The following is a 17,775-nucleotide window of genomic DNA, read 5'->3' on the forward strand; positions in this document are numbered from 1 at the left end:
CTGTAAGGTAAGGCTTGCCTAAATAATGTCTCGGCAGGGAGCCCTGTATGTTTCTCCGGCACCGCGGTATCGGTCTCGGTATCGGCGCCGTCGCGGTCGCACTCTCGCTGGCTGCCTGCGGCACCTCCTCCGTCACCGGCGCGGACTCCGGCGCCCCCGCCGCCGAGGCGGCCAAGAAGGCCGTCGCCAAGGGCGGCCAGGACTTCGGCACCGCCGCGGAGAAGACCGCGGCGATGGGCACCGACGCCAGACCGGGCGAGTGGCCGCGCACCGTCACCCACGCCATGGGCACGACCGAGATCAAGGCCCAGCCGACGCGGGTCGTCGTCCTGGACGTCGGAGAGCTCGACAACGTCGTGTCCCTGGGCGTCAAGCCGGTCGGCTTCGCGCCCACCGAGGGCTCTCCCGAGCTGCCGTCCTACCTGAAGCAGGACGCAGGCACCCCGAAGAACGTCGGCACCATCAACAACCTCAACCTGGAGGCGATCGCCGGGCTGCACCCGGATCTGATCCTCGGCAGCCAGCTGCGCGCCGCCGACCAGTACGACGAACTGTCGAAGATCGCCCCGACCGTGTTCTCCATCCGTCCCGGCTTCACCTGGAAGGAGAACTACCTCCTCAACGCGGCCGCGCTCGACAAGACCGAGGAGGCCAAGGCGAAACTCGCAGAGTACGACCGCAAGGTGAAGGCCCTCGGCGCGAAGCTGGGCGAGGACAAGCCCGTCGTCTCGATGGTGCGTTTCCTGCCCGACGGCGTGATCCGGCTCTACGCCAACGCCTCCTTCATCGGCACCATCCTCAAGGACGCCGGCATCCCGCGCCCGGACAACCAGAACATCCCCGACCTCGCCGCGGAGGTGAGCGCGGAGAACATCGGCCAGGCGGACGCGGACGTCATCTTCACCGGTGTCTACGGCGACCCGAAGGCCACCGACAAGTCGGCGGTCCAGGGCAATCCGCTGTGGAAGAACCTCAAGGCGGTCAAGGCCGGGCACGCCTACGAGGTCCCCGACGAGACCTGGTATCTCGGCCTCGGTGTCACCGCCGCCATGGAGGTCGTCGGCGATCTGGAGAGGTACCTCGCCGGATAGGCGCACGCGGTCCCGTACTCCGAGAAGGCGAACGAATGTCCCGTGCCACCCGACGCCGCATCGGCCCGACGGCCGGGGGCGCGCTCCTGCTGGTCCTCGCCGGACTGCTGGCCCTCGCCGTGCTGCTCAGCCTCGCGATAGGCAGCCGCCAGATCGCGCCGAGCGTGGTGGTGGACGCCCTGCTGCACGGCGGCGGCGGCGACGAGGCCCAGGTCGTACGGTCGTTGCGGGTGCCGCGCACCCTCATCGGGGTGATGGTCGGCGTCGCACTCGCCGTGGCGGGCACGGTCATGCAGGGCATCACCCGTAACCCCATCGCCGAGCCCGGCATCCTGGGCGTCAGCCAGGGCGCCTCGGTGGGCGTGGTGTGCGCGATCGCGTTCCTCGGAGTGCGTTCGCTCACCGGTTACGTGTGGTTCGCCTTCGCGGGCGCGGGGATCGCGGCGGTCGCGGTCTACGTCATCGCCAGCGGCGGGCGCGGCGGCGCCACCCCGGTCAAGCTCGCCCTGGCCGGCACCGCGATGAACGCCCTGCTCGCCTCCGTGGTCTCCGGCATCGTGACGACCGACGCCGTGGCCCTGGACGAGTTCCGGTTCTGGCAGGTCGGCTCGATCAGCGGCCGGAGCGCTGAGATCGCCGGTCAGACCTGGCCGTTCCTCCTCGCGGGGCTGCTGCTGGTCGCCGCGACGGCCCGGGGGCTCGACGCGCTCGCGCTCGGGGAGGACGTGGCCAGGGGGCTCGGCCACAACGTCCCCCTGCTGCGGATACTCGGAGGTCTCGGCGCCACCGTCCTGACCGGCGTCGCGGTCGCCGCCGCCGGTCCGATCGCCTTCACCGGCCTGGCCGTCCCGCACATCGCGCGAGCGCTCGTGGGCACCGACCATCGCTGGGTCCTTCCCGCGGCGGCCCTGCTCGGTCCCGTGATGCTCCTGGTCGCGGACGTCCTCGGCCGCGTCGTCTTCCCGCCCTCGGAGGTGCCGGTGGCCGTCATGACCGCACTGCTCGGCGTACCGTTCCTGATCGCACTGGTACGCAGGAAGGCGGTGGTGGCGGCGTGACCGTCACCAGGAGCCCGGTGCGCCCCACCGGCTTTTCGGTCCTGCGCGCGGGGCGGGGCAGCTTCCTGCTGCACCGCAGGGCGGCCCTCGTCGCCGCCCTGCTCGGCGCGGTGCTCGCGGTGACCGCCGTCGTCTATCTGTGCGTCGGCGAGTCCTTCGTGAGTCCCGGGGAGGTCGTCCGCGTGCTCTTCCTTGCCGGCGGAGGGGGGCAGCCGAGCCCCGACGAGTTCGTGGTCGGCACCCTGCGGATGCCCCGCCTCGTGGTCGGACTGCTCGCCGGCGCCGCCTTCGGCGTCGCCGGATCCTTCATCCAGACCGTGGCCCGCAACCCGCTCGCCAGCCCGGACGTGATCGGTGTGACACACGGCGCGGGCGCGGCGACCGTCGCCGCGATGACCTTCGGCGTCACCGCGCACAGCACCCTGCCGTACGTCTCGATCCTCGGCGGCCTGGCCGCGGCGGCGCTGGTCTACGTCTTCGCCTGGCGCAGGGGCCTGCACGCCGCCCGCTTCGTGCTCATCGGCATCGGCGTCTCGGTGGCCCTCGGCTCCCTGACCCAGCTGCTCCTCACCAAGGGCGACTACCTGGTGGCCCAGCAGGCCAAGGTCTGGCTCACCGGATCGCTCAACGGCCGCGGCTACGACCATGCCGCACCGCTCGCCTCGATCCTGCTCGTCATGCTGCCGGCGCTGCTGTGGGCGGCCCGCGCCCAGCGCACGGTGTCGTTCGACGACGACACGGCGACCGCTCTCGGCGTACGGCTCGGCCGGGTCCGCCTGTGCCTGACCGTCCTCGGCGTCGTCCTGGCGTCGGTGGCGACGGCCGCGGCGGGCCCGGTCGACTTCGTCGCGCTGCTCGCCCCGCAGATCGCCCGCCGCCTCACCCGCACCGCACAGATCCCCCTGGTCGGCTCCGCGCTGACCGGCGCCCTGATCGTAACCATCGCGGATCTGCTGGCCCGCAGGCTGTTCTCCCCGATCGAGCTGCCGGTCGGCGTGTTCACCGCGGCGGTGGGCGCCCCCTATCTGATGTGGCTGATCGTCCGCACTCGCAGCCGTTCCGGAGGCACCGCATGACCGGCAACCGCCTGAGGGCCGAAGGGCTCGTGCTCACGTACGAGGACCGCACGGTCGTGGACGGCCTCGACCTGGAGATCCCGGACGGGCAGGTCACCGTCATCATCGGGCCCAACGCGTGCGGCAAGTCCACCCTCCTGCGCGCGTTGGGCCGGCTGCTCAAGCCGCGGCGCGGCTCGGTCCTGCTGGACGGCACGGAACTGGCACGCATCCCCACGAGACGGGTCGCCCAGGAGATCGGGCTCCTGCCGCAGACCCCCGTGCCGCCGGAAGGGATCACGGTCTCCGAACTGGTGACCCGCGGACGGCAGCCACACCACAAGTGGTGGCAGCAGTGGACGGCGGCGGACGAGAAGGCCGTCGGCGAGGCGATGGACCGCACCGCTACCGGCGATCTCGCGGAGCGGCTGGTCGACGAGCTGTCCGGCGGCCAGCGGCAGCGGGCCTGGATCGCGATGGCCCTCGCCCAGGACACCGACCTTCTGTTGCTCGACGAGCCGACGACCTACCTTGACATCGCGCACCAGGTGGAGGTGCTCGACCTGGTCCGGCAGCTCAACCGCGAGCGTGGCCGGACCGTCGTCGTCGTCCTGCACGACCTCAACCAGGCCGCCCGCTACGCCGACCACCTCATCGCCATGAAGGCGGGACGAATCGTCGCCCAGGGCGCGCCACGCGACATCATCACCGCCGATCTCGTCCAGGAGGTCTTCGGACTCACGTCGGTCGTCGTGCCGGACCCGGTCACGGGCGGCCCGCTGGTCGTCCCGGGCGCGCCCTGGCAGCGCGGATAGGCCCCTGTTACCTCAGGGTCGGGGGATCGGGGTTTTCTCAGGGTTCCTCGTGGAACGTGACTTCCACGGCCGTCCGTTGAACCGGATGACGAAAGGAGCCGATCGATGTACCGATCGAGAGAGCACAAGATCATCGCTGGCGTCTGCGGAGGGATCGCGGACCGGTACGGCATGTCGCCGACGGTCGTGCGGGTGCTGTTCCTGCTGTCCTGCATCTTGCCGGGTCCGCAGTTCGTGGCCTACCTCATCATGTGGGTGCTGTTCCCCAAGGCCCCGGCCGCCGCCGCTCCGGGCTACGACTACTCGTACGGGCGCAGGTAGGCGGCACGCGGCCGCGCGGGCCCGTTTATGCTCACATCAGGAGAGGTGAGCGATGATGCGGCAACGGCCCCTGACGCTGGTCCAGGACGACCTGGTCGACTACGAGAAGGCCATGGAGCGCATGGCCGCGCTGGTCGAGGAACGGCAGGACGACGCGCGGCCCGACACCTTGTGGCTGCTCAGCCACCCGCCGGTCTTCACGGTCGGCAAGCGGACGCTGGAGACCCACCTGCCCGACCCGTCGGCCGGCATCCCGGTGGTGCCGACGGGCCGCGGCGGGCAGCTCACCTATCACGGGCCCGGGCAGCTCGTCGGCTATCTCATCGTGAAGCTGCGGGACGGCGAGGGCGTGGTCGACTACATCCGCGAGGTCGAGTTGCGGCTGGTCGAGGCGCTGGGCACGCTCGGCGTCCCGGCCGAGCGGCGCGACACCCCGCCCGGGTCGGAGCTGCTCACGGGCGTGTGGACCCGGGACACCGGGCGGAAGATCGTCTCGATCGGCATGCGGTCGAGCCGGTCGGTCACCAGCCACGGCTTCGCGCTCAACGTGGACGGCGACCTCACGCCGTGGGACCTCGCGGTGCCCTGCGGCATGCCCGACGTGGAGATGACCTCGATCGCCCGCGAGCGCGGGCGGGCCTCCATGGAGGAGACCCGCCGCGTCGTCGCGGAGGCGTTCGAGGCCTCCTGACGCCGGCGGCCCTGCTGACGCGGGCGGTCTTGCCGAGGCGGTCGGTCACAGGGCCCGGGCCGCGCTTTCCAGGCCTCGGGTCACCCGATCCCGCCAGTCGTCGCGGAACATCGGCTGTGCCCGTTCCTGCACCACCCACAGCGTGAGCTGGAGCCGGCGCAACGCCGCGAAGTCCCCGATCGCGTCCTCGTGGCTCGCGGGCAGCGGCCGTACGGCGCGGTATCCCGCGAGCAGGGCGGCACGCAGATCCGCGGCGTGTGGCAGGTGGGCGAGTTCGCTCGCGGTCACGGCCAGGTCGTAGACGAAGTGGCCGTAGCCGCAGTCGTCGAAGTCGATGGCGCGGACCTCGCCGCGGTGGAAGAGATAGTTCTCCTGGTGCAGGTCGCCGTGGATCAGCCCGTAGGCGTCCGGGCCGTGGCCCAGGGCGTCACGGACGCGCCGGACGCGGTCCGTCACCGTCCGCACGATCTCGGCGCCCGCCGCCGAATGCACCCGCTCCACCAGGCGCGCCGCCTGCTCGGCCTCCTCCTGCAGTGGGGTCGCGGCACGGCGGCCCGGCTCGGTGACGGCGTCGACGCGCCCCCGGGTGAAACCGGCCGGCGCCCTCCACGCGGCGCTGTGCAGGTGCAGGTGAGCGGTGAAGGCGCCCACCCGGCGCAGGTGCGCGGCGGTGAGCGCGGTGTCCAGGAACCGGCCGTTCACCCAGTGGTACAGCACGCAACTGCGCGCCGCCGGAACCCCCGCGTGCTCGGCCACGGTCAGCAGGTCGCCCGTGCGGGTGGGCACCGGTTCGGGGACGGCCAGCGCGGTGTCGCGGCGCAGGGCCCGCAGCCACAGGGCCTCCGACCTGACCATCTCCGGGCCGGGGCCGTCGGGACGCTGGACGCGGAGCACGTAACGCCCGCCGTCCGCGCCGTCCACCCGGAAGGTGGTGTTGAAGCCCTTCGCCATCGCGGTCAGGCGGGCCACCGGCACGTCGTAGGCCGCCAGGGCCGTGCGGGCGAGCGCGGCGAGGCGGCGCGTGCGCCCCGCCCGGCTCAGCGCCTCGAACGGCGTGCGCCCGGTGTCGTCGATCACCAGGCGAGCGTACGGCCCGCCGGGGTGGGGCGGGCCGTACACAGGGAGATCAGGCGACGGGCTCGGGGTCGCTGACGTCGTCGCCGACGTCGTCGACCGTACGGCGGGGCCCAGTGAACCAGTGCTTGGCCGACAGGCGCCACCACAGGGCGATGCCGATGAGCACCGCGCCCACGGCGATGGGGGCGTAGTTCACCGACGTCCAGGCGAAGTCCTTGTCGCCCGGCACGCCCGCGGGGGCGATGGGCAGGACGAAGTAGACCGAGATGATCGCGATCTCGATCACGGCGATCCAGGACAGCGCCTTGTACTTGCGGCCGAGCGTCCACGGCCCGGCCTGGAAGGAGTCCCCGGCGCGCAGGCGCAGCCAGATCGGGATGAGGAACGCGAGGTAGAGCCCGATCACCGCGATGGACACCACGGCGAGGAACGCCACGGGCGTCGTCGTGCCCTCGGGCGCGTAGAGCGCGGGCAGCGTGATCAGCAGCGCGACCCCGCAACCGCCGATGATCGCGTTGACCGGAGTGCGGTTGCGGTCGACCTTCGACCACAGCCGCCAGCCCGGCACCGCGCCGTCCCGGGAGAACGCGTACGTCATCCGCGACATCGAGGTCACGCAGCTCATGCCGCAGAAGAACTGGCCGATCGTGGAGATCCCGAAGACGACGGTGGCGAGGGTGGACGACAGCGACGAGGTGAAGATGGCCCCGACGAAGCCGCCTTCGGCGTTGACGGCGTCCACGTTCGTGGCCGCGAACAGGAACGACAGCAGCAGGATCCAGCCGCCGATCGCGGAGTAGAAGATCGACTGCCACAGGCCCTTGGCCGCGGTGCGGGCCGCGCCGTGGGTCTCCTCCGACACGTGGGCGCAGGCGTCGAAGCCGGTGATCGTGTACTGCGTGAGCAGGAAGCCCAGCGGCAGCACGTACAGCCAGAACGCCGGGCCCGAGTCGCCGTCGCCGAAGCCGGAGTTGTTGAACGTCTCGAACAGGAAGCCCACATCCTGGTGCTTCGACGGGCCGAAGACCAGGATCAGCACGACCGCCGCCGCGCCGAACACGTGCCACCACACCGAGATGTTCTGCAGCAGTGAGATCAGGCGGTGGCTGAAGATGTTGATCAACGCGTGCAGCACCAGGACGATCGCGAACAGCAGGAAGGTCTGGTGCAGCGCGTTGCCGTTCGCCCAGGAGTCGCTGAACCGGCCGATCGTGATGTTGAGGAACGTCGCGCAGCCGTAGTCGACCGACGCGGTCACCGCGATCAGGCCGATCAGGTTGAGCCAGCCGGTGAACCAGCCGTGGACCGGCCGGCCGAGCTTCGCGGCCCACCAGTAGATGCCGCCCGCCGTGGGGTACGCGGAGACCAGCTCCGCCATGCAGAACCCGATGATCAGGATGAACGCCGAGATCAGCGGCCAGCCGATGGAGATCGCAAGGGGTCCGCCGTTGTTCCAGGCCTGGCTGAAGGTGGTGAAGCACCCGGCCAGGATCGAGATGATGGAGAAGGAGATCGCGAAGTTGGAGAACCCGCTCCATGTGCGGGCCAGTTCCTGCTTGTAGCCGAGTTCCGCTAGTCGTTTGGCGTCGTCGTCGAGGGCTTGCGCCACTGAGGCCTCCTCTAACCGGTGCGGAGTTGTCGGACGCCGTCGATCAGGCGGCCGAAGCATGGATCCTCGAGGTCGCGTACGGCTTGGGCGAACTTGTCGGCGGCCTCGGCGGAGTAGTCGAATCCGGGCATGGCCCCGTCGCGGACCAGCCCCTGGTGGATGACGAACCAGAGCGCCCAGGTGAGGTTGGACATGATCAGGTTGAGCCGCACCCGGGGGACGTGCTCGTCGTCGCCGAAGTAGGCCCGCGTGAGCCGTACGACCTGGTCGGGGTCGAAGTCGGACTCGGCGGCGATGTCGCCCAGCTCGAAACAGGGGTCGTTGTCGCCGGAGAGCTGGTAGTCGACGATCCGGACGCCGTCGCCGGTGGCGATCAGGTTCTCGGCCAGCAGGTCGTTGTGGCAGGGGACCGCGGGAAGCGGACGCCGGGCCAGCGCCGCCTCCATGTCGGCCACGACCGGCAGCACGTCCTCGTATCCGGCGGGAAGGGCCAGGCCGTGGGCGCGGCAGCGCGCCACGAACTCGCGGAGCTTGTCGAAGATCGAGAAGTCGTTGCCGAAGCGGGGGCCGGCGTGCAGGCGGCGGCAGGCGTCCGCCACCTCCTCGATCCGCGCGGCAACGCCCGGGGCGTCGAGGGTGACCCCCTCGACGTACTCCAGGAGGAGGACGCCGGGCAGCACGTGGACGACGCGGGGGCCGATCCCGGACGACGCCGCGGCGACAGTGTTGGCGATCTCCTGGTCGAGCGGGATGCCGAGGCCGGTCTCGGCGATGCGCGGGTCGAGCACCCGCAGGAGCAGGCGGCCGCCGTCCTCGGCGTCGACCCTCGCGATGTGGTGGCTGAGCCCGCCCTTGATCGTCGTGAAGGTCAGGGGCCGCCCGGCCCAGGCCGTGACGAGATCCATTGCGTCTGCGACGGGATCTGGCATGCCCGGCTCCTTTTGGTCTACCTTCAGACCATTGATCCGATTGTCTGGGCCGGGTGTTACAGGACGGTACCGATGTCGCAACTTCCCGCAGACGCCCGCGCCGTCGTCATCGGCGGCGGAGTGGCCGGATGCAGCGTCGCCTATCACCTCGCGCGGCTCGGCTGGACCGACGTGATCCTGGTCGAGCGGCACGACCTCACCGAGGGCACGACCTGGCACTCCGCCGGCTTCGTCGGGCAGCTCAGGTCGACGGTCACGCAGACCCGGATGATCATGTACTCGGCCGGCCTCTACCCGGAGTTGCGCGAGCTGACCGGGCTCGATCCGGGCTGGCACGGCGTGGGCGGCCTGCGCCTGGCCACCACCCCCGAGCGCATGGAGGAACTGCTGCGCCAGGCCGGGGCCGCCGAGACGTACGGGCTCGACCTGGAGGTGCTCGACCCCCGGGGCACGCTCGACCGGCTGCCGCTGCTGGAGGTGGGCGACGTCCTCGGGTCGCTGTGGCTGCCCGGGGACGGGTGGCTCGACCCGGCCCGGCTCGGTCACGCCCTGGCCGAGGGCGCCCGCAGGCTCGGCGTACGGATCTTCACCGGCGTGGAGGTCACCGGCGTCGACGTCCACGACGGCAGCGTGACCGCCGTACGGACGCGCGGTGAGGACGGCGAGCACGTCGTGCGCACGCGGACCGTGGTCGACGCCGCAGGGGCGGCGGCCGGGGCGGTCGGCCGGATGGCCGGGGCCGACATCCCGATCGTGCCGATCAAACACCAGTACGTGGTGACCCCATCGTCCGGCGTCCCGGCGGACACGCCGACCGTGCGGGATCCGGACAACATCGTGTACTTCCGCGAGGAGGACGGCGGCATCCTCGTCGGCGGCTACATCAGGAGCCCGCAGGTCTGGGACACCGACCGGCCGCTGTCCGAGCCCCGCACGCTCTTCACCCCCGACATGGCGAAGTTCCGCGAGTCGTGGGACTCGGCGGTCCGGCGGGTGCCGTCACTGAAGACGGTCGGGGACGGCGACGACCCGGCGGCGTTCCGCAAGGTCGTGCACGGACCCGAGGCGTTCACACCCGACGGGGAGTTCCTGCTGGGGGAGACCGCGGTCGCCGGGCTGTGGGTGGCGGCCGGCTTCTGCGTGCACGGCCTGGCCGCCGCCGGCGGCGTGGGCAAGGTCATGGCCGAGTGGATCGTCGAGGGCGCTCCCGAGTACGACGTCTTCGGCATGGACGTCCGCCGCTTCGGAGGACACGCCCGATCCGCCCGCTGGGCCCGCGCCAGGGCCCTGGACTCCTACAGCACGTACTACGACATCGTCTATCCCGGCGAGCAGCGCACCGCCGCCCGTCCGCTGCGCCGTTCGCCCGCCTGGGTGCGGCACGAGGCGCTGGGCGCGTCGTTCGGGGAGAAGGCCGGTTGGGAGCGGGTCGACTGGTATCCGCCGGCCTCGGACGACGAGTCCGGACGGCCGAGGGGCTGGGCGGGGCGCATCTGGTCTCCCGCGATCCGCGAGGAGTGCCTGGCGACGCGGGACGCCGCCGGGCTGTTCGACCAGACGTCCTTCGCCAAGCTGGAGATATCCGGATCCGTCGCCGACCTGGAACGGCTCGCGGGCAACACGCTGGACCGGCCGGCCGGCTCGGTCGTCTACACGCAGTTGCTCGACCGGCGCGGCGGCGTCGAGGCGGACGTGACCGTGACCCGGCTGGCGGAGGACCGGTTCCGCCTCGTCACCGGCACCGCGTTCGGGGCCCACGACGCCGCGCTGCTGCGCCGGCACGGGCTCGCGGTCGCCGACGTCACCTCCGCCTACGCGTGCTACTGCCTGTGGGGGCCCCGCGCGTACGAGATCCTGGCGTCGCTGACCGACGACGACCTGACCTTCGGCTACCTGCGGGCCGCCGAGATCAGCGTGGGGCACGTCCCGGTGCTCGCCCAGCGGGTCACGTTCGTGGGCGAGTTCGGCTGGGAGCTCTACTGCCCGTCCGAGTACGGGCTGACGTTGTGGGACTCCCTCATGGAGGCGGGCCTGCCGCACGGCATGCGGCCGGCGGGCTACCGCGCGCTCGACTCGCTGCGGCTGGAGAAGGGCTACCGCGTCTGGGGCCTCGACGTCACGCCCGAGACCACCCCGCTGGAGGCCGGGCTCGGCTTCGCCGTACGGCCGCAGCGCCGGGCCGCCCTGCCGCCTCCCCGTACGGCGCTGCGCTGCCTGGTGCTCGACGACGGGCGTGACGTCTGCCTGGGCGGCGAGCCCGTCCGGCTGGACGGCCGTCCGGTCTCCCGCGTCAGCAGCGGCGGGTTCGGCCACCGGGTCGGCCGGTCGATCGCGTACGCATTCCTGCCGGTGCGGGTGGAGCACGGTGAGCGCGTCGAGATCGGCGTCAACGGCCGCCGGGTGGGCGCCACCGTCACCCGTGAGCCGCTCTACGACCCCGAGGGCGCCCGCGTCAGGGCCGAGCCCTGGGCGGCAGCCGGGAGGTGACCGGTCACGGGGGCAGTTCGCCGCGGGAGGGCAGGCCCTGCCAGGAGCTGTGGGAGGCGACCGCGAAGGCCGCCACCGAGATGCCGCGCTTGAGGCGGTCCGCCGGATGCAGCCCGTCGAGGATCGCGCTGAGGTAGCCCGCGACGAACGCGCCGCCGACCTCGGAGGGATCGACCGCGGTCACGGGGGCGGCCTGGGTGTCGTAGCGCAGGCCCTCGACGGTGGCGCTGGCGCCCTTGGCGCCCCGGGTCACGATCAGCTCGGGCGTGGACGCGAGCACGGGCTCCACGAGCATGAGCTCGTCCTGGGTCGCGAAGAGCACGTCGGCCGAGGCGGCGAGTTCGGTGAGCCCCTGCCTGGCGTCCTCCGCGCTCGCCCACAGGTTCGCGCGGTGGTTGACGTCCACGGAGACGAGCACCCCGGCGTCCTTGGCGATCTTGACGGCGTGGTGGACGGCGCTCCACGCGAGGCCGCTCAGCCCGAGGGTGACGCCGGTGACGTGCAGGATCCGCGCCGACTGCACCACCTCGCCGGGCACGTCGCCGGTCGACAGGTGCGACCCGGCCGAGCCCTCCCGGTAGTGGACGGCGTGCGACGAACGGCCGATGCGCCGCTGACGGAGGATCAGGCCGGTCGCCGTCGTCTCGTCCACCCGTACGTGGGAGACGTCCACGCCCTCGCCGCGCAGGACGGTCAGCGTGCGCATGCCCAGTTCGTCGGCGCTGACCCGGCCCAGCCAGCTCACCGTGTGGCCGAGCCGGGCCAGGCCGACCGCCGTCGTCAGCTCGGGCCCCTCCACGTCGAGGCGGATGGTCATGTCATGCCGGAGCCGGTCGCCGGAGACGACGCCCAATGCCTCTCCGAGCGTGAAAACCTCGGTCATGCCGTAAGTCCGCGGGATCGCACCCGGAAAGCATGGCAGAGCCCGATCCGCACGGGAAAGCCCTGCCTCAGGCGCCGAACGCCTCCACGGCGGCCTGGCAGAAGGCCTTCAGGTCGTCCGGCTTCCTGCTGGTCACCAGCGTGTTCGGGCCGTCGGTGCAGACCACGACCTCCTGGTCCACCCAGGTCGCCCCCGCGTTGCGCAGGTCCGTCTGGAGGCTGGGCCACGAGGTCAGCGTGCGCCCGCGCACCACGTCGGCCTCCACCAGCGTCCACGGCGCGTGGCAGATCGCCGCGACCGGCTTGCCCGCGTCGAAGAACTCCTTGACGAACCGCACGGCCTCCGGCCGCATCCGCAGGAAGTCGGGGTTGGCGACCCCGCCCGGGAGGACCAGCCCGTCGAAGTCGGCGGCGGAGACCTCTCCGGCCACGGCGTCCACGGGGAAGGTGTCGGCCTTGTCGAGGTGGTTGAACGCCTGGATCTCCCCGCGTTCCACCGAGACCAGCCTCGGCGTGCCGCCCGCCTGCTGGACGGCCTTCCACGGCTCGGTGAGCTCGACCTGCTCGACCCCCTCGGGGGCGACGAGGAACGCGATCGTCTTACCCTGGATCATCGTTGCTCCCCTCTTTTGCTCGTTCTTGACGTCGCGTGCCCGGAGGGATGCGATCTATGCCGTCCGCTGGGTAGGGGACGGACATGCCCGTGCTCGTGGGGACCTCCGGCTGGCAGTACGCCGACTGGCGCGACCTCGTCTACGGCGGCGTGCCCCAGCGACTGTGGCTGGAGAGCTATGGCGAGATCTTCGCCACGGTCGAGAACAACAACGCCTTCTATCGGCTGCCGAAGCGGGAGACGTTCGAGTCGTGGCGGGAGCGTACGCCGCCCGACTTCGTCATGGCGGTCAAGGCCAGCCGCTTCCTGACGCACATCAAGCGGCTGAAGGACCCGGAGGAGCCGGTCGAGCGGCTGATGGGCGTGGCCGAGGGCCTCGGCCCGAAGCTGGGCCCGATCCTGCTGCAGCTGCCGCCGACCCTGCAGGTCGACGCCGCACGGCTGCGCGCGTGCCTGGCCCGGTTCCCGCGGGCCGTACGGGTCGCCGTCGAGCCGCGGCACGCCTCGTGGTGGACCGACGAGGTCCGCGCCCTGCTGACCGAGTTCGGGGCCGCGCTGTGCTGGGCGGACCGGCTCGGCCGGCCCGCCGGGCCCCTGTGGCGTACGGCCGACTGGGTCTACCTGCGCTTCCACGAGGGAGGGGCGGAACCCTGGCCCAACTACGGCCGGCGTGCGCTGCGCAGCTGGGTGGACCGCCTGGGGGACGTCCCGGACGCCTACGTCTACTTCAACAACGACCCCGGCGGCGCCGCCGTGCGCAACGCGGTCACCTTCGCGGAGCTGGCCTGCGCGCAGGGGCGGGACGTCAGCAGGGCGCGGCTCCCCGAGCGGGCACCCGAGCCCGTCCGGTCGTGACCGGACGGGCGAGTGTCACCCCTGGCATGACGGATCAGGCGCGGCGGTCGTCGGCCGCGTGACGCCCGCCCGCCACCAGCTGGTCGGGGGACGACTGCTGCGCGGGCACCGAGAGGCGGTTGTGCGGCGCGGTGGGACGCTCGGCGCGCTCGGCCCGGTCGTCGACGCCGTCGCGGTCCCGGTCGACCTTCGGATACTGCTTGGTCACAGGCTCAGCCGCCGGAGTGGAGTCCGTGGACGCCGAGGTGGTCGAGGTCGCCGAGGTCGTCGTGTTCGTCTCCAGACGACGCTCCAGGTCGCGCTTCTCGGCCTCCAGGCGGGACACGCGGTCCCGCTCCGCCAGGCGCGCCTCACGGAGCCGGCGGCGCTTCACGGCGGCACGGCGCATGCCGCCGGTGATGAGCAGCAGGCCGGCGACGAACACGGCGGCGGTCACGACGCCGGCGATGAACAGCTCGAACGGGCTGAGGTTGAACGTCCGGTCCAGGACCGTGATCGGCATGGTGTTCGCGGTGTCGTTGACCGACACCTCGATGACGGCCGCCGCCGCGATCAGGATCAGAAGCAGGCCCAGTAAGACCATCTGCCTTCACTCCCAAATACTGGTTGCCGTGCGGTTGCGATTCGTGGACGGTCTCCGACTGCCCGCACAGGCGCGGATCATGTGCGCCGGGTCACAGCAGGGCCAAGGCAAAGAATGCGCGTTAACACCGTGTTCACAAACGGGCAAAAGCTACGAAATCCCAAAACGGCAATCTCGAGCGTGGCGGACGAACGCCAGGCCGCCTCGTTCGAAAGGGATCGACGTGACCTACAAGGCCGAGTACATCTGGATCGACGGCACGGAGCCGACCGCGAAGCTCCGCTCCAAGACCAAGGTCCTTGCCGACGGCGCCGAGCCGCCGCTGTGGGGCTTCGACGGGTCCAGCACCAACCAGGCCACCGGTCACTCCTCCGACCTGGTGCTCAAGCCGGTGTTCACCTGCCCCGACCCGATCCGGGGCGGCGACAACATTTTGGTCATGTGCGAGGTCCTGCACACCGACATGACCCCGCATGCGTCCAACACCCGCGCCCTGCTGACGGATGTGGCCGAGCGGTTCGCCGACCAGGACCCGTGGTTCGGCATCGAGCAGGAGTACACCTTCTTCAAGGAGGGCCGCCCGCTCGGCTTCCCGCTGGGCGGCTTCCCCGCCCCGCAGGGCGGCTACTACTGCGGTGTCGGCGCCGACGAGGTGTTCGGCCGTGACATCGTCGAGCTGCACCTCGACCGCTGCCTGGCCGCCGGCCTGAAGATCTCCGGCATCAACGCCGAGGTCATGCCCGGCCAGTGGGAGTTCCAGGTGGGCCCGGGGGGTCCGCTGGAGGTCGGCGACCACATGTGGGTCGCCCGCTGGCTGCTCTACCGCACCGCCGAGGAGTTCGACGTCGCCGCCACGCTCGACCCCAAGCCGGTGAAGGGCGACTGGAACGGCGCGGGCGCGCACACCAACTTCTCCACCAAGGCCATGCGTGAGGGCTACGAGCCGATCATCACCGCCTGCGAGGCCCTGGCCGACAACGCCATGGAGCACGTCAAGAACTACGGCCACGGCATCGAGGACCGCCTCACCGGCCACCACGAGACCGCCCCGTGGGACAAGTTCAGCTACGGCGTCTCCGACCGCGGCGCCTCGGTCCGCATCCCGTGGCAGGTCGAGGTGGACAAGAAGGGCTACATCGAGGACCGGCGTCCCAACGCCAACGTCGACCCTTACGTCGTCACCCGCCTGATGGTCGACACCTGCTGCACCGCTCTGGAGAAGGCCGGCCAGGTCTGATCAGCTTCACGAGGAACCGATCGGTTCCCCCATCTCCGTACGGCTCCCGCGTCCCGGCGCGGGAGCCGTACGCGTTGTGCTGTCGGCGACCTATGACGCTCTGCTCGGACGCGGTCACGAGCTCGCGGCGTGTCGTCTTCACCCACTCGCAGTCGCCCTGAGTGACGGTGGATCCGCTGGGGAGCCTGCGGCCCGGCCGGCCGCCTGCGCCGGCGGCTCGCCCCGCTCGCCGACCGGCGGGTGCTCGGCGTGCTCACCACCACGGTCGCGGCGTTCACCGGCATCTGCATCCCCTACACGTATCTGAGCGCCGTGTACGCGCCGGCCACGGGGCACGGTGGGGAACCTGGCGGCCGGGCACCTCACCGACCGTCGCGGGCCCCGCCGCATCGTGATCGCCGGCACGCTGCTCCTCGCCGCCGTCCGCCTCCTGGTGCCGGCGCTGCGCGGCTCGTACCCGACGGCACTGGGGGCGGTCGCCGCCTGCGGCGTGTTCTCCTTCAGCGTCACGACGCCGCAACAGCATCTGATCATGAGTTTCCCTCGGCGGGAATGCGGCCGACGGTGGCCTCGCTGAACCAGTCCGCGCCCTACGTGGCGGTCTCGCCGTGGCCGCGGCCGGGCTCACGTGGTGGCACGGCCGTCGGGCGGACGGCCGAAGTGTCCTAAGTTGACAATGATTTTCATTTGCGAGACATTTGGAAGGGATGTTTCCCCTGATGCACCGACTTTGATATGCCGACTTGAGGATTCGTCGTGCTCTCGCCGCTCGCCCGTACGTTGTCGTCCGCCGCTCTGCTCGTGCTGTTCGCCGCCGGGTGCGGCGGCGCGGACAAGCCCTCTTCCCCCTCCGATCCCGCCCAGCCGCTGAAAGTGGTGGCGACCACCACACAGGTGGCCGACTTCGCCCGCAACGTCGGCGGCGACCGGGTCAGCGTCCACCAGTTGCTCAGGCCGAACGTCGATCCCCACGACTACGAGCCGTCCCCGGCCGACATGCAGGCCATCGCCGAGGCCGACGTGCTCGTCAAGAACGGGGTGGGCCTGGAGAAGTGGCTGGACGAGACGATCTCGGCCGCCGGTTTCGACGGGCCCGTGGTCGACGCCTCCCAGGGCGTCCGGATCCGCAAGGGCGACGGGTCGGAGGAGGAGGCCGGGGGAGATCCCCACATCTGGCACAACCCGCTGAACGTCAAGACGATGGTCGCCACGATCGAGAAGGGGTTCGCCGCCGCCGATCCGGACGACGCCGCGGCCTACCAGGCCAACCGGGCGGCGTACGACGCGAAGCTGGACGCGCTCGACGGCGAGATCACGAGGAAGATCGAGTCCATCCCCGCCGACCGGCGCAAGCTCGTCACCAACCACGACGCCTTCGGCTACTACCTCGACCGGTACAAACTGACGTTCGTCGGCTCGATCATCCCGAGCTTCGACACCTCTGCCGAGCTGTCCGCCAAGCAGGTGTCCGACCTCGTCGCCAAGATCAAGGCGACCGGGGTGGCCGCGATCTTCTCGGAGGCGTCGCTGCCGCCGAAGACGGCCGAGGCGATCGGCCGCGAGGCCGGGGTGACCGTCGTGGCGGGCGAGGACGCGCTCTACGGCGACTCGCTGGGCCCCGAGGGGTCGGCCGGTGCGACCTACCTGCAGATGGAGGAGCACAATACCGACACCATCGTCAACGCGTTGAGGGGGACCGCCGCATGAGTGAGCGCGCGCCGACCCTGGTGCTCGACCGGGCGAGCGTGGCCTACGGCGACGTCCCGGTGCTGGAAGAACTCGACGGCGTCGTCCACGAGGGCGAGGCCGTGGCGCTGATCGGCCCGAACGGCGCCGGCAAGTCCACGTTCATCAAGGCGCTGCTCGGCCTGGTGCCGGTGGTGCGCGGCCGGATCGAGGTGTTGGGCCGGCCCCCGGCGCAGGCCCGCCGCGACGTCGCCTACGTGCCGCAGGCCGACACACTCGACCCGGACTTCCCGGTGTCGGTCGAGCAGGTGGTGATGATGGGCCGCTATCGGCGGATCGGCTGGCTGCGCCGCCCGTCCGCCGCCGACCGGGCCGAGGTGGCCGACGCGCTGGAGCGGGTCGGGCTGGCCGGGCGGGCCCGCGACCGGTTCGGCACGCTGTCGGGCGGGCAGCGCCAGCGGGTGCTGCTGGCCCGGGCCATCGCCGCCAAGCCGCGGATGCTGCTGCTCGACGAGCCGTTCAACGGCGTGGACGCGGTCAGCCAGCACGCGCTGCTGGAGGCGATCGGCTCGCTGAAGGCGCAGGGCGCCTCCGTCGTCGTCAGCACCCACGACCTCGCCATCGCGCACCTCGCCTGCGACGAGGTGTGCCTGCTCAACCGGCACCAGTTCGGCTTCGGCCCGACCGGCGACGTGCTGACGCCCGAGCGGCTGCGCGCGACGTACGGCGGGCACGCGCTCGAACTGCGCGGCGACCGCGTGATCGTGACCCAGACATGACGGCGGC

18 protein-coding genes are annotated in these 17,775 nt (G+C 71.4%); 12 read left to right on the plus strand and 6 right to left on the minus strand.

Going from position 1 to position 17,775, the window contains the following annotated elements; genetic code table 11:
* Positions 1–47: 47 nt before the first annotated feature.
* The 6 genes from ABZ860_RS03635 (at position 48) to lipB (ending at position 5,031) form a co-directional block, all read left to right on the plus strand.
* Positions 48–1,091 carry an iron-siderophore ABC transporter substrate-binding protein gene (locus ABZ860_RS03635; protein ID WP_357214477.1) on the plus strand — a complete coding sequence of 348 codons (1,044 nt, stop codon included), beginning with the start codon at positions 48–50 and terminating at the stop codon, positions 1,089–1,091.
* 35 nt (positions 1,092–1,126) lie between these two features.
* Positions 1,127–2,149 (plus strand): iron ABC transporter permease, encoded by a 1,023-nt coding sequence (locus ABZ860_RS03640; RefSeq protein WP_357214479.1) that lies wholly within the window; start codon positions 1,127–1,129, stop codon positions 2,147–2,149.
* Positions 2,146–3,225 carry an iron chelate uptake ABC transporter family permease subunit gene (locus ABZ860_RS03645; RefSeq protein ID WP_357214482.1) on the plus strand — a complete coding sequence of 360 codons (1,080 nt, stop codon included), beginning with the start codon at positions 2,146–2,148 and terminating at the stop codon, positions 3,223–3,225. Before ABZ860_RS03640 ends, ABZ860_RS03645 begins: the two co-directional genes overlap by 4 nt.
* Positions 3,222–4,019: an ABC transporter ATP-binding protein gene (locus ABZ860_RS03650; RefSeq protein WP_357214485.1), complete on the plus strand. Its 798-nt coding sequence runs from the start codon at positions 3,222–3,224 to the stop codon at positions 4,017–4,019. Before ABZ860_RS03645 ends, ABZ860_RS03650 begins: the two co-directional genes overlap by 4 nt.
* Before the next feature lie 105 nt (positions 4,020–4,124).
* Positions 4,125–4,340 carry a PspC domain-containing protein gene (locus ABZ860_RS03655; RefSeq protein ID WP_357214488.1) on the plus strand — a complete coding sequence of 72 codons (216 nt, stop codon included), beginning with the start codon at positions 4,125–4,127 and terminating at the stop codon, positions 4,338–4,340.
* Between the two features lie 52 nt (positions 4,341–4,392).
* The gene (lipB, locus tag ABZ860_RS03660; protein ID WP_357214491.1) at positions 4,393–5,031 is read left to right on the plus strand and encodes a lipoyl(octanoyl) transferase LipB; all 639 of its coding nucleotides are present in this window, start codon (positions 4,393–4,395) and stop codon (positions 5,029–5,031) included.
* A 45-nt stretch (positions 5,032–5,076) separates the two neighbouring features.
* On the opposite strand, the gene ABZ860_RS03665 is transcribed toward lipB, so the two are convergent.
* Genes ABZ860_RS03665 through ABZ860_RS03675 form a run of 3 tightly spaced genes read right to left on the minus strand, consistent with a single transcriptional unit; the run spans position 5,077 to position 8,646 of the window.
* Positions 5,077–6,108 carry a phosphotransferase gene (locus tag ABZ860_RS03665; protein WP_357214494.1) on the minus strand — a complete coding sequence of 344 codons (1,032 nt, stop codon included), beginning with the start codon at positions 6,106–6,108 and terminating at the stop codon, positions 5,077–5,079.
* A gap of 49 nt (positions 6,109–6,157) precedes the next feature.
* Entirely contained in the window at positions 6,158–7,717 is a 1,560-nt protein-coding gene (locus ABZ860_RS03670; RefSeq protein WP_357214497.1) for an amino acid permease, read from the minus strand.
* 11 nt (positions 7,718–7,728) lie between these two features.
* The gene (locus tag ABZ860_RS03675) at positions 7,729–8,646 is read right to left on the minus strand and encodes a choline/ethanolamine kinase family protein (protein WP_357214500.1); all 918 of its coding nucleotides are present in this window, start codon (positions 8,644–8,646) and stop codon (positions 7,729–7,731) included.
* 72 nt (positions 8,647–8,718) lie between these two features.
* Between ABZ860_RS03675 and ABZ860_RS03680 the strand changes: the two genes are divergently transcribed.
* Entirely contained in the window at positions 8,719–11,133 is a 2,415-nt protein-coding gene (locus tag ABZ860_RS03680) for an FAD-dependent oxidoreductase (protein ID WP_357214502.1), read from the plus strand.
* Positions 11,134–11,137: 4 nt separating this feature from the next.
* On the opposite strand, the gene ABZ860_RS03685 is transcribed toward ABZ860_RS03680, so the two are convergent.
* Both ABZ860_RS03685 and ABZ860_RS03690 read right to left on the minus strand, forming a co-directional pair.
* Positions 11,138–12,016, minus strand: coding sequence for a sugar kinase (locus ABZ860_RS03685; protein WP_357214505.1), 879 nt, complete (start codon positions 12,014–12,016; stop codon positions 11,138–11,140).
* Between the two features lie 67 nt (positions 12,017–12,083).
* Complete coding sequence (locus ABZ860_RS03690; RefSeq protein WP_357214507.1) at positions 12,084–12,629, minus strand: type 1 glutamine amidotransferase domain-containing protein; 546 nt, start codon at positions 12,627–12,629, stop codon at positions 12,084–12,086.
* A gap of 83 nt (positions 12,630–12,712) precedes the next feature.
* On the opposite strand from ABZ860_RS03690, the gene ABZ860_RS03695 reads away from it, so the two are divergent.
* Complete coding sequence (locus ABZ860_RS03695; RefSeq protein WP_357214510.1) at positions 12,713–13,483, plus strand: DUF72 domain-containing protein; 771 nt, start codon at positions 12,713–12,715, stop codon at positions 13,481–13,483.
* 34 nt (positions 13,484–13,517) lie between these two features.
* Here the strand turns inward: ABZ860_RS03695 and ABZ860_RS03700 are convergent, their stop codons facing one another.
* Positions 13,518–14,066: a hypothetical protein gene (locus ABZ860_RS03700; protein WP_357214513.1), complete on the minus strand. Its 549-nt coding sequence runs from the start codon at positions 14,064–14,066 to the stop codon at positions 13,518–13,520.
* 223 nt (positions 14,067–14,289) lie between these two features.
* Here ABZ860_RS03700 and glnII point away from each other — a divergent pair, with 223 nt between their 5' ends.
* The 4 genes from glnII (at position 14,290) to ABZ860_RS03720 (ending at position 17,768) form a co-directional block, all read left to right on the plus strand.
* Positions 14,290–15,303 (plus strand): glutamine synthetase, encoded by a 1,014-nt coding sequence (glnII, locus tag ABZ860_RS03705; protein WP_357214515.1) that lies wholly within the window; start codon positions 14,290–14,292, stop codon positions 15,301–15,303.
* A 337-nt stretch (positions 15,304–15,640) separates the two neighbouring features.
* A complete protein-coding gene (locus ABZ860_RS03710; RefSeq protein ID WP_357214518.1) occupies positions 15,641–15,880 on the plus strand; it encodes a hypothetical protein in 240 nt (79 codons plus the stop codon).
* Positions 15,881–16,059: 179 nt separating this feature from the next.
* The gene (locus tag ABZ860_RS03715) at positions 16,060–17,010 is read left to right on the plus strand and encodes a metal ABC transporter substrate-binding protein (protein ID WP_357214520.1); all 951 of its coding nucleotides are present in this window, start codon (positions 16,060–16,062) and stop codon (positions 17,008–17,010) included.
* The gene (locus tag ABZ860_RS03720) at positions 17,007–17,768 is read left to right on the plus strand and encodes a metal ABC transporter ATP-binding protein (protein WP_357214522.1); all 762 of its coding nucleotides are present in this window, start codon (positions 17,007–17,009) and stop codon (positions 17,766–17,768) included. Before ABZ860_RS03715 ends, ABZ860_RS03720 begins: the two co-directional genes overlap by 4 nt.
* Positions 17,769–17,775 lie beyond the last annotated feature (7 nt).

The sequence above is a fragment of the Microbispora sp. NPDC046973 genome, assembly GCF_040644495.1.
GTDB lineage: Bacteria > Actinomycetota > Actinomycetes > Streptosporangiales > Streptosporangiaceae > Microbispora.

Excerpts from the sequence above, each read along its gene's own strand:
- ABZ860_RS03655 (WP_357214488.1), top strand. The coding sequence starts at position 4,125 with ATGTACCGATCGAGAGAGCACAAGATCATCGCTGGCGTCTGCGGAGGG.
- ABZ860_RS03675 (WP_357214500.1), bottom strand. The coding sequence starts at position 8,646 with ATGCCAGATCCCGTCGCAGACGCAATGGATCTCGTCACGGCCTGGGCC.
- ABZ860_RS03695 (WP_357214510.1), top strand. The coding sequence starts at position 12,713 with ATGCCCGTGCTCGTGGGGACCTCCGGCTGGCAGTACGCCGACTGGCGC.
- ABZ860_RS03720 (WP_357214522.1), top strand. The coding sequence starts at position 17,007 with ATGAGTGAGCGCGCGCCGACCCTGGTGCTCGACCGGGCGAGCGTGGCC.
- ABZ860_RS03635 (WP_357214477.1), top strand. The coding sequence starts at position 48 with ATGTTTCTCCGGCACCGCGGTATCGGTCTCGGTATCGGCGCCGTCGCG.
- ABZ860_RS03690 (WP_357214507.1), bottom strand. The coding sequence starts at position 12,629 with ATGATCCAGGGTAAGACGATCGCGTTCCTCGTCGCCCCCGAGGGGGTC.
- ABZ860_RS03650 (WP_357214485.1), top strand. The coding sequence starts at position 3,222 with ATGACCGGCAACCGCCTGAGGGCCGAAGGGCTCGTGCTCACGTACGAG.
- ABZ860_RS03700 (WP_357214513.1), bottom strand. The coding sequence starts at position 14,066 with ATGGTCTTACTGGGCCTGCTTCTGATCCTGATCGCGGCGGCGGCCGTC.
- ABZ860_RS03640 (WP_357214479.1), top strand. The coding sequence starts at position 1,127 with ATGTCCCGTGCCACCCGACGCCGCATCGGCCCGACGGCCGGGGGCGCG.
- ABZ860_RS03685 (WP_357214505.1), bottom strand. The coding sequence starts at position 12,016 with ATGACCGAGGTTTTCACGCTCGGAGAGGCATTGGGCGTCGTCTCCGGC.
- ABZ860_RS03680 (WP_357214502.1), top strand. The coding sequence starts at position 8,719 with ATGTCGCAACTTCCCGCAGACGCCCGCGCCGTCGTCATCGGCGGCGGA.
- lipB (WP_357214491.1), top strand. The coding sequence starts at position 4,393 with ATGATGCGGCAACGGCCCCTGACGCTGGTCCAGGACGACCTGGTCGAC.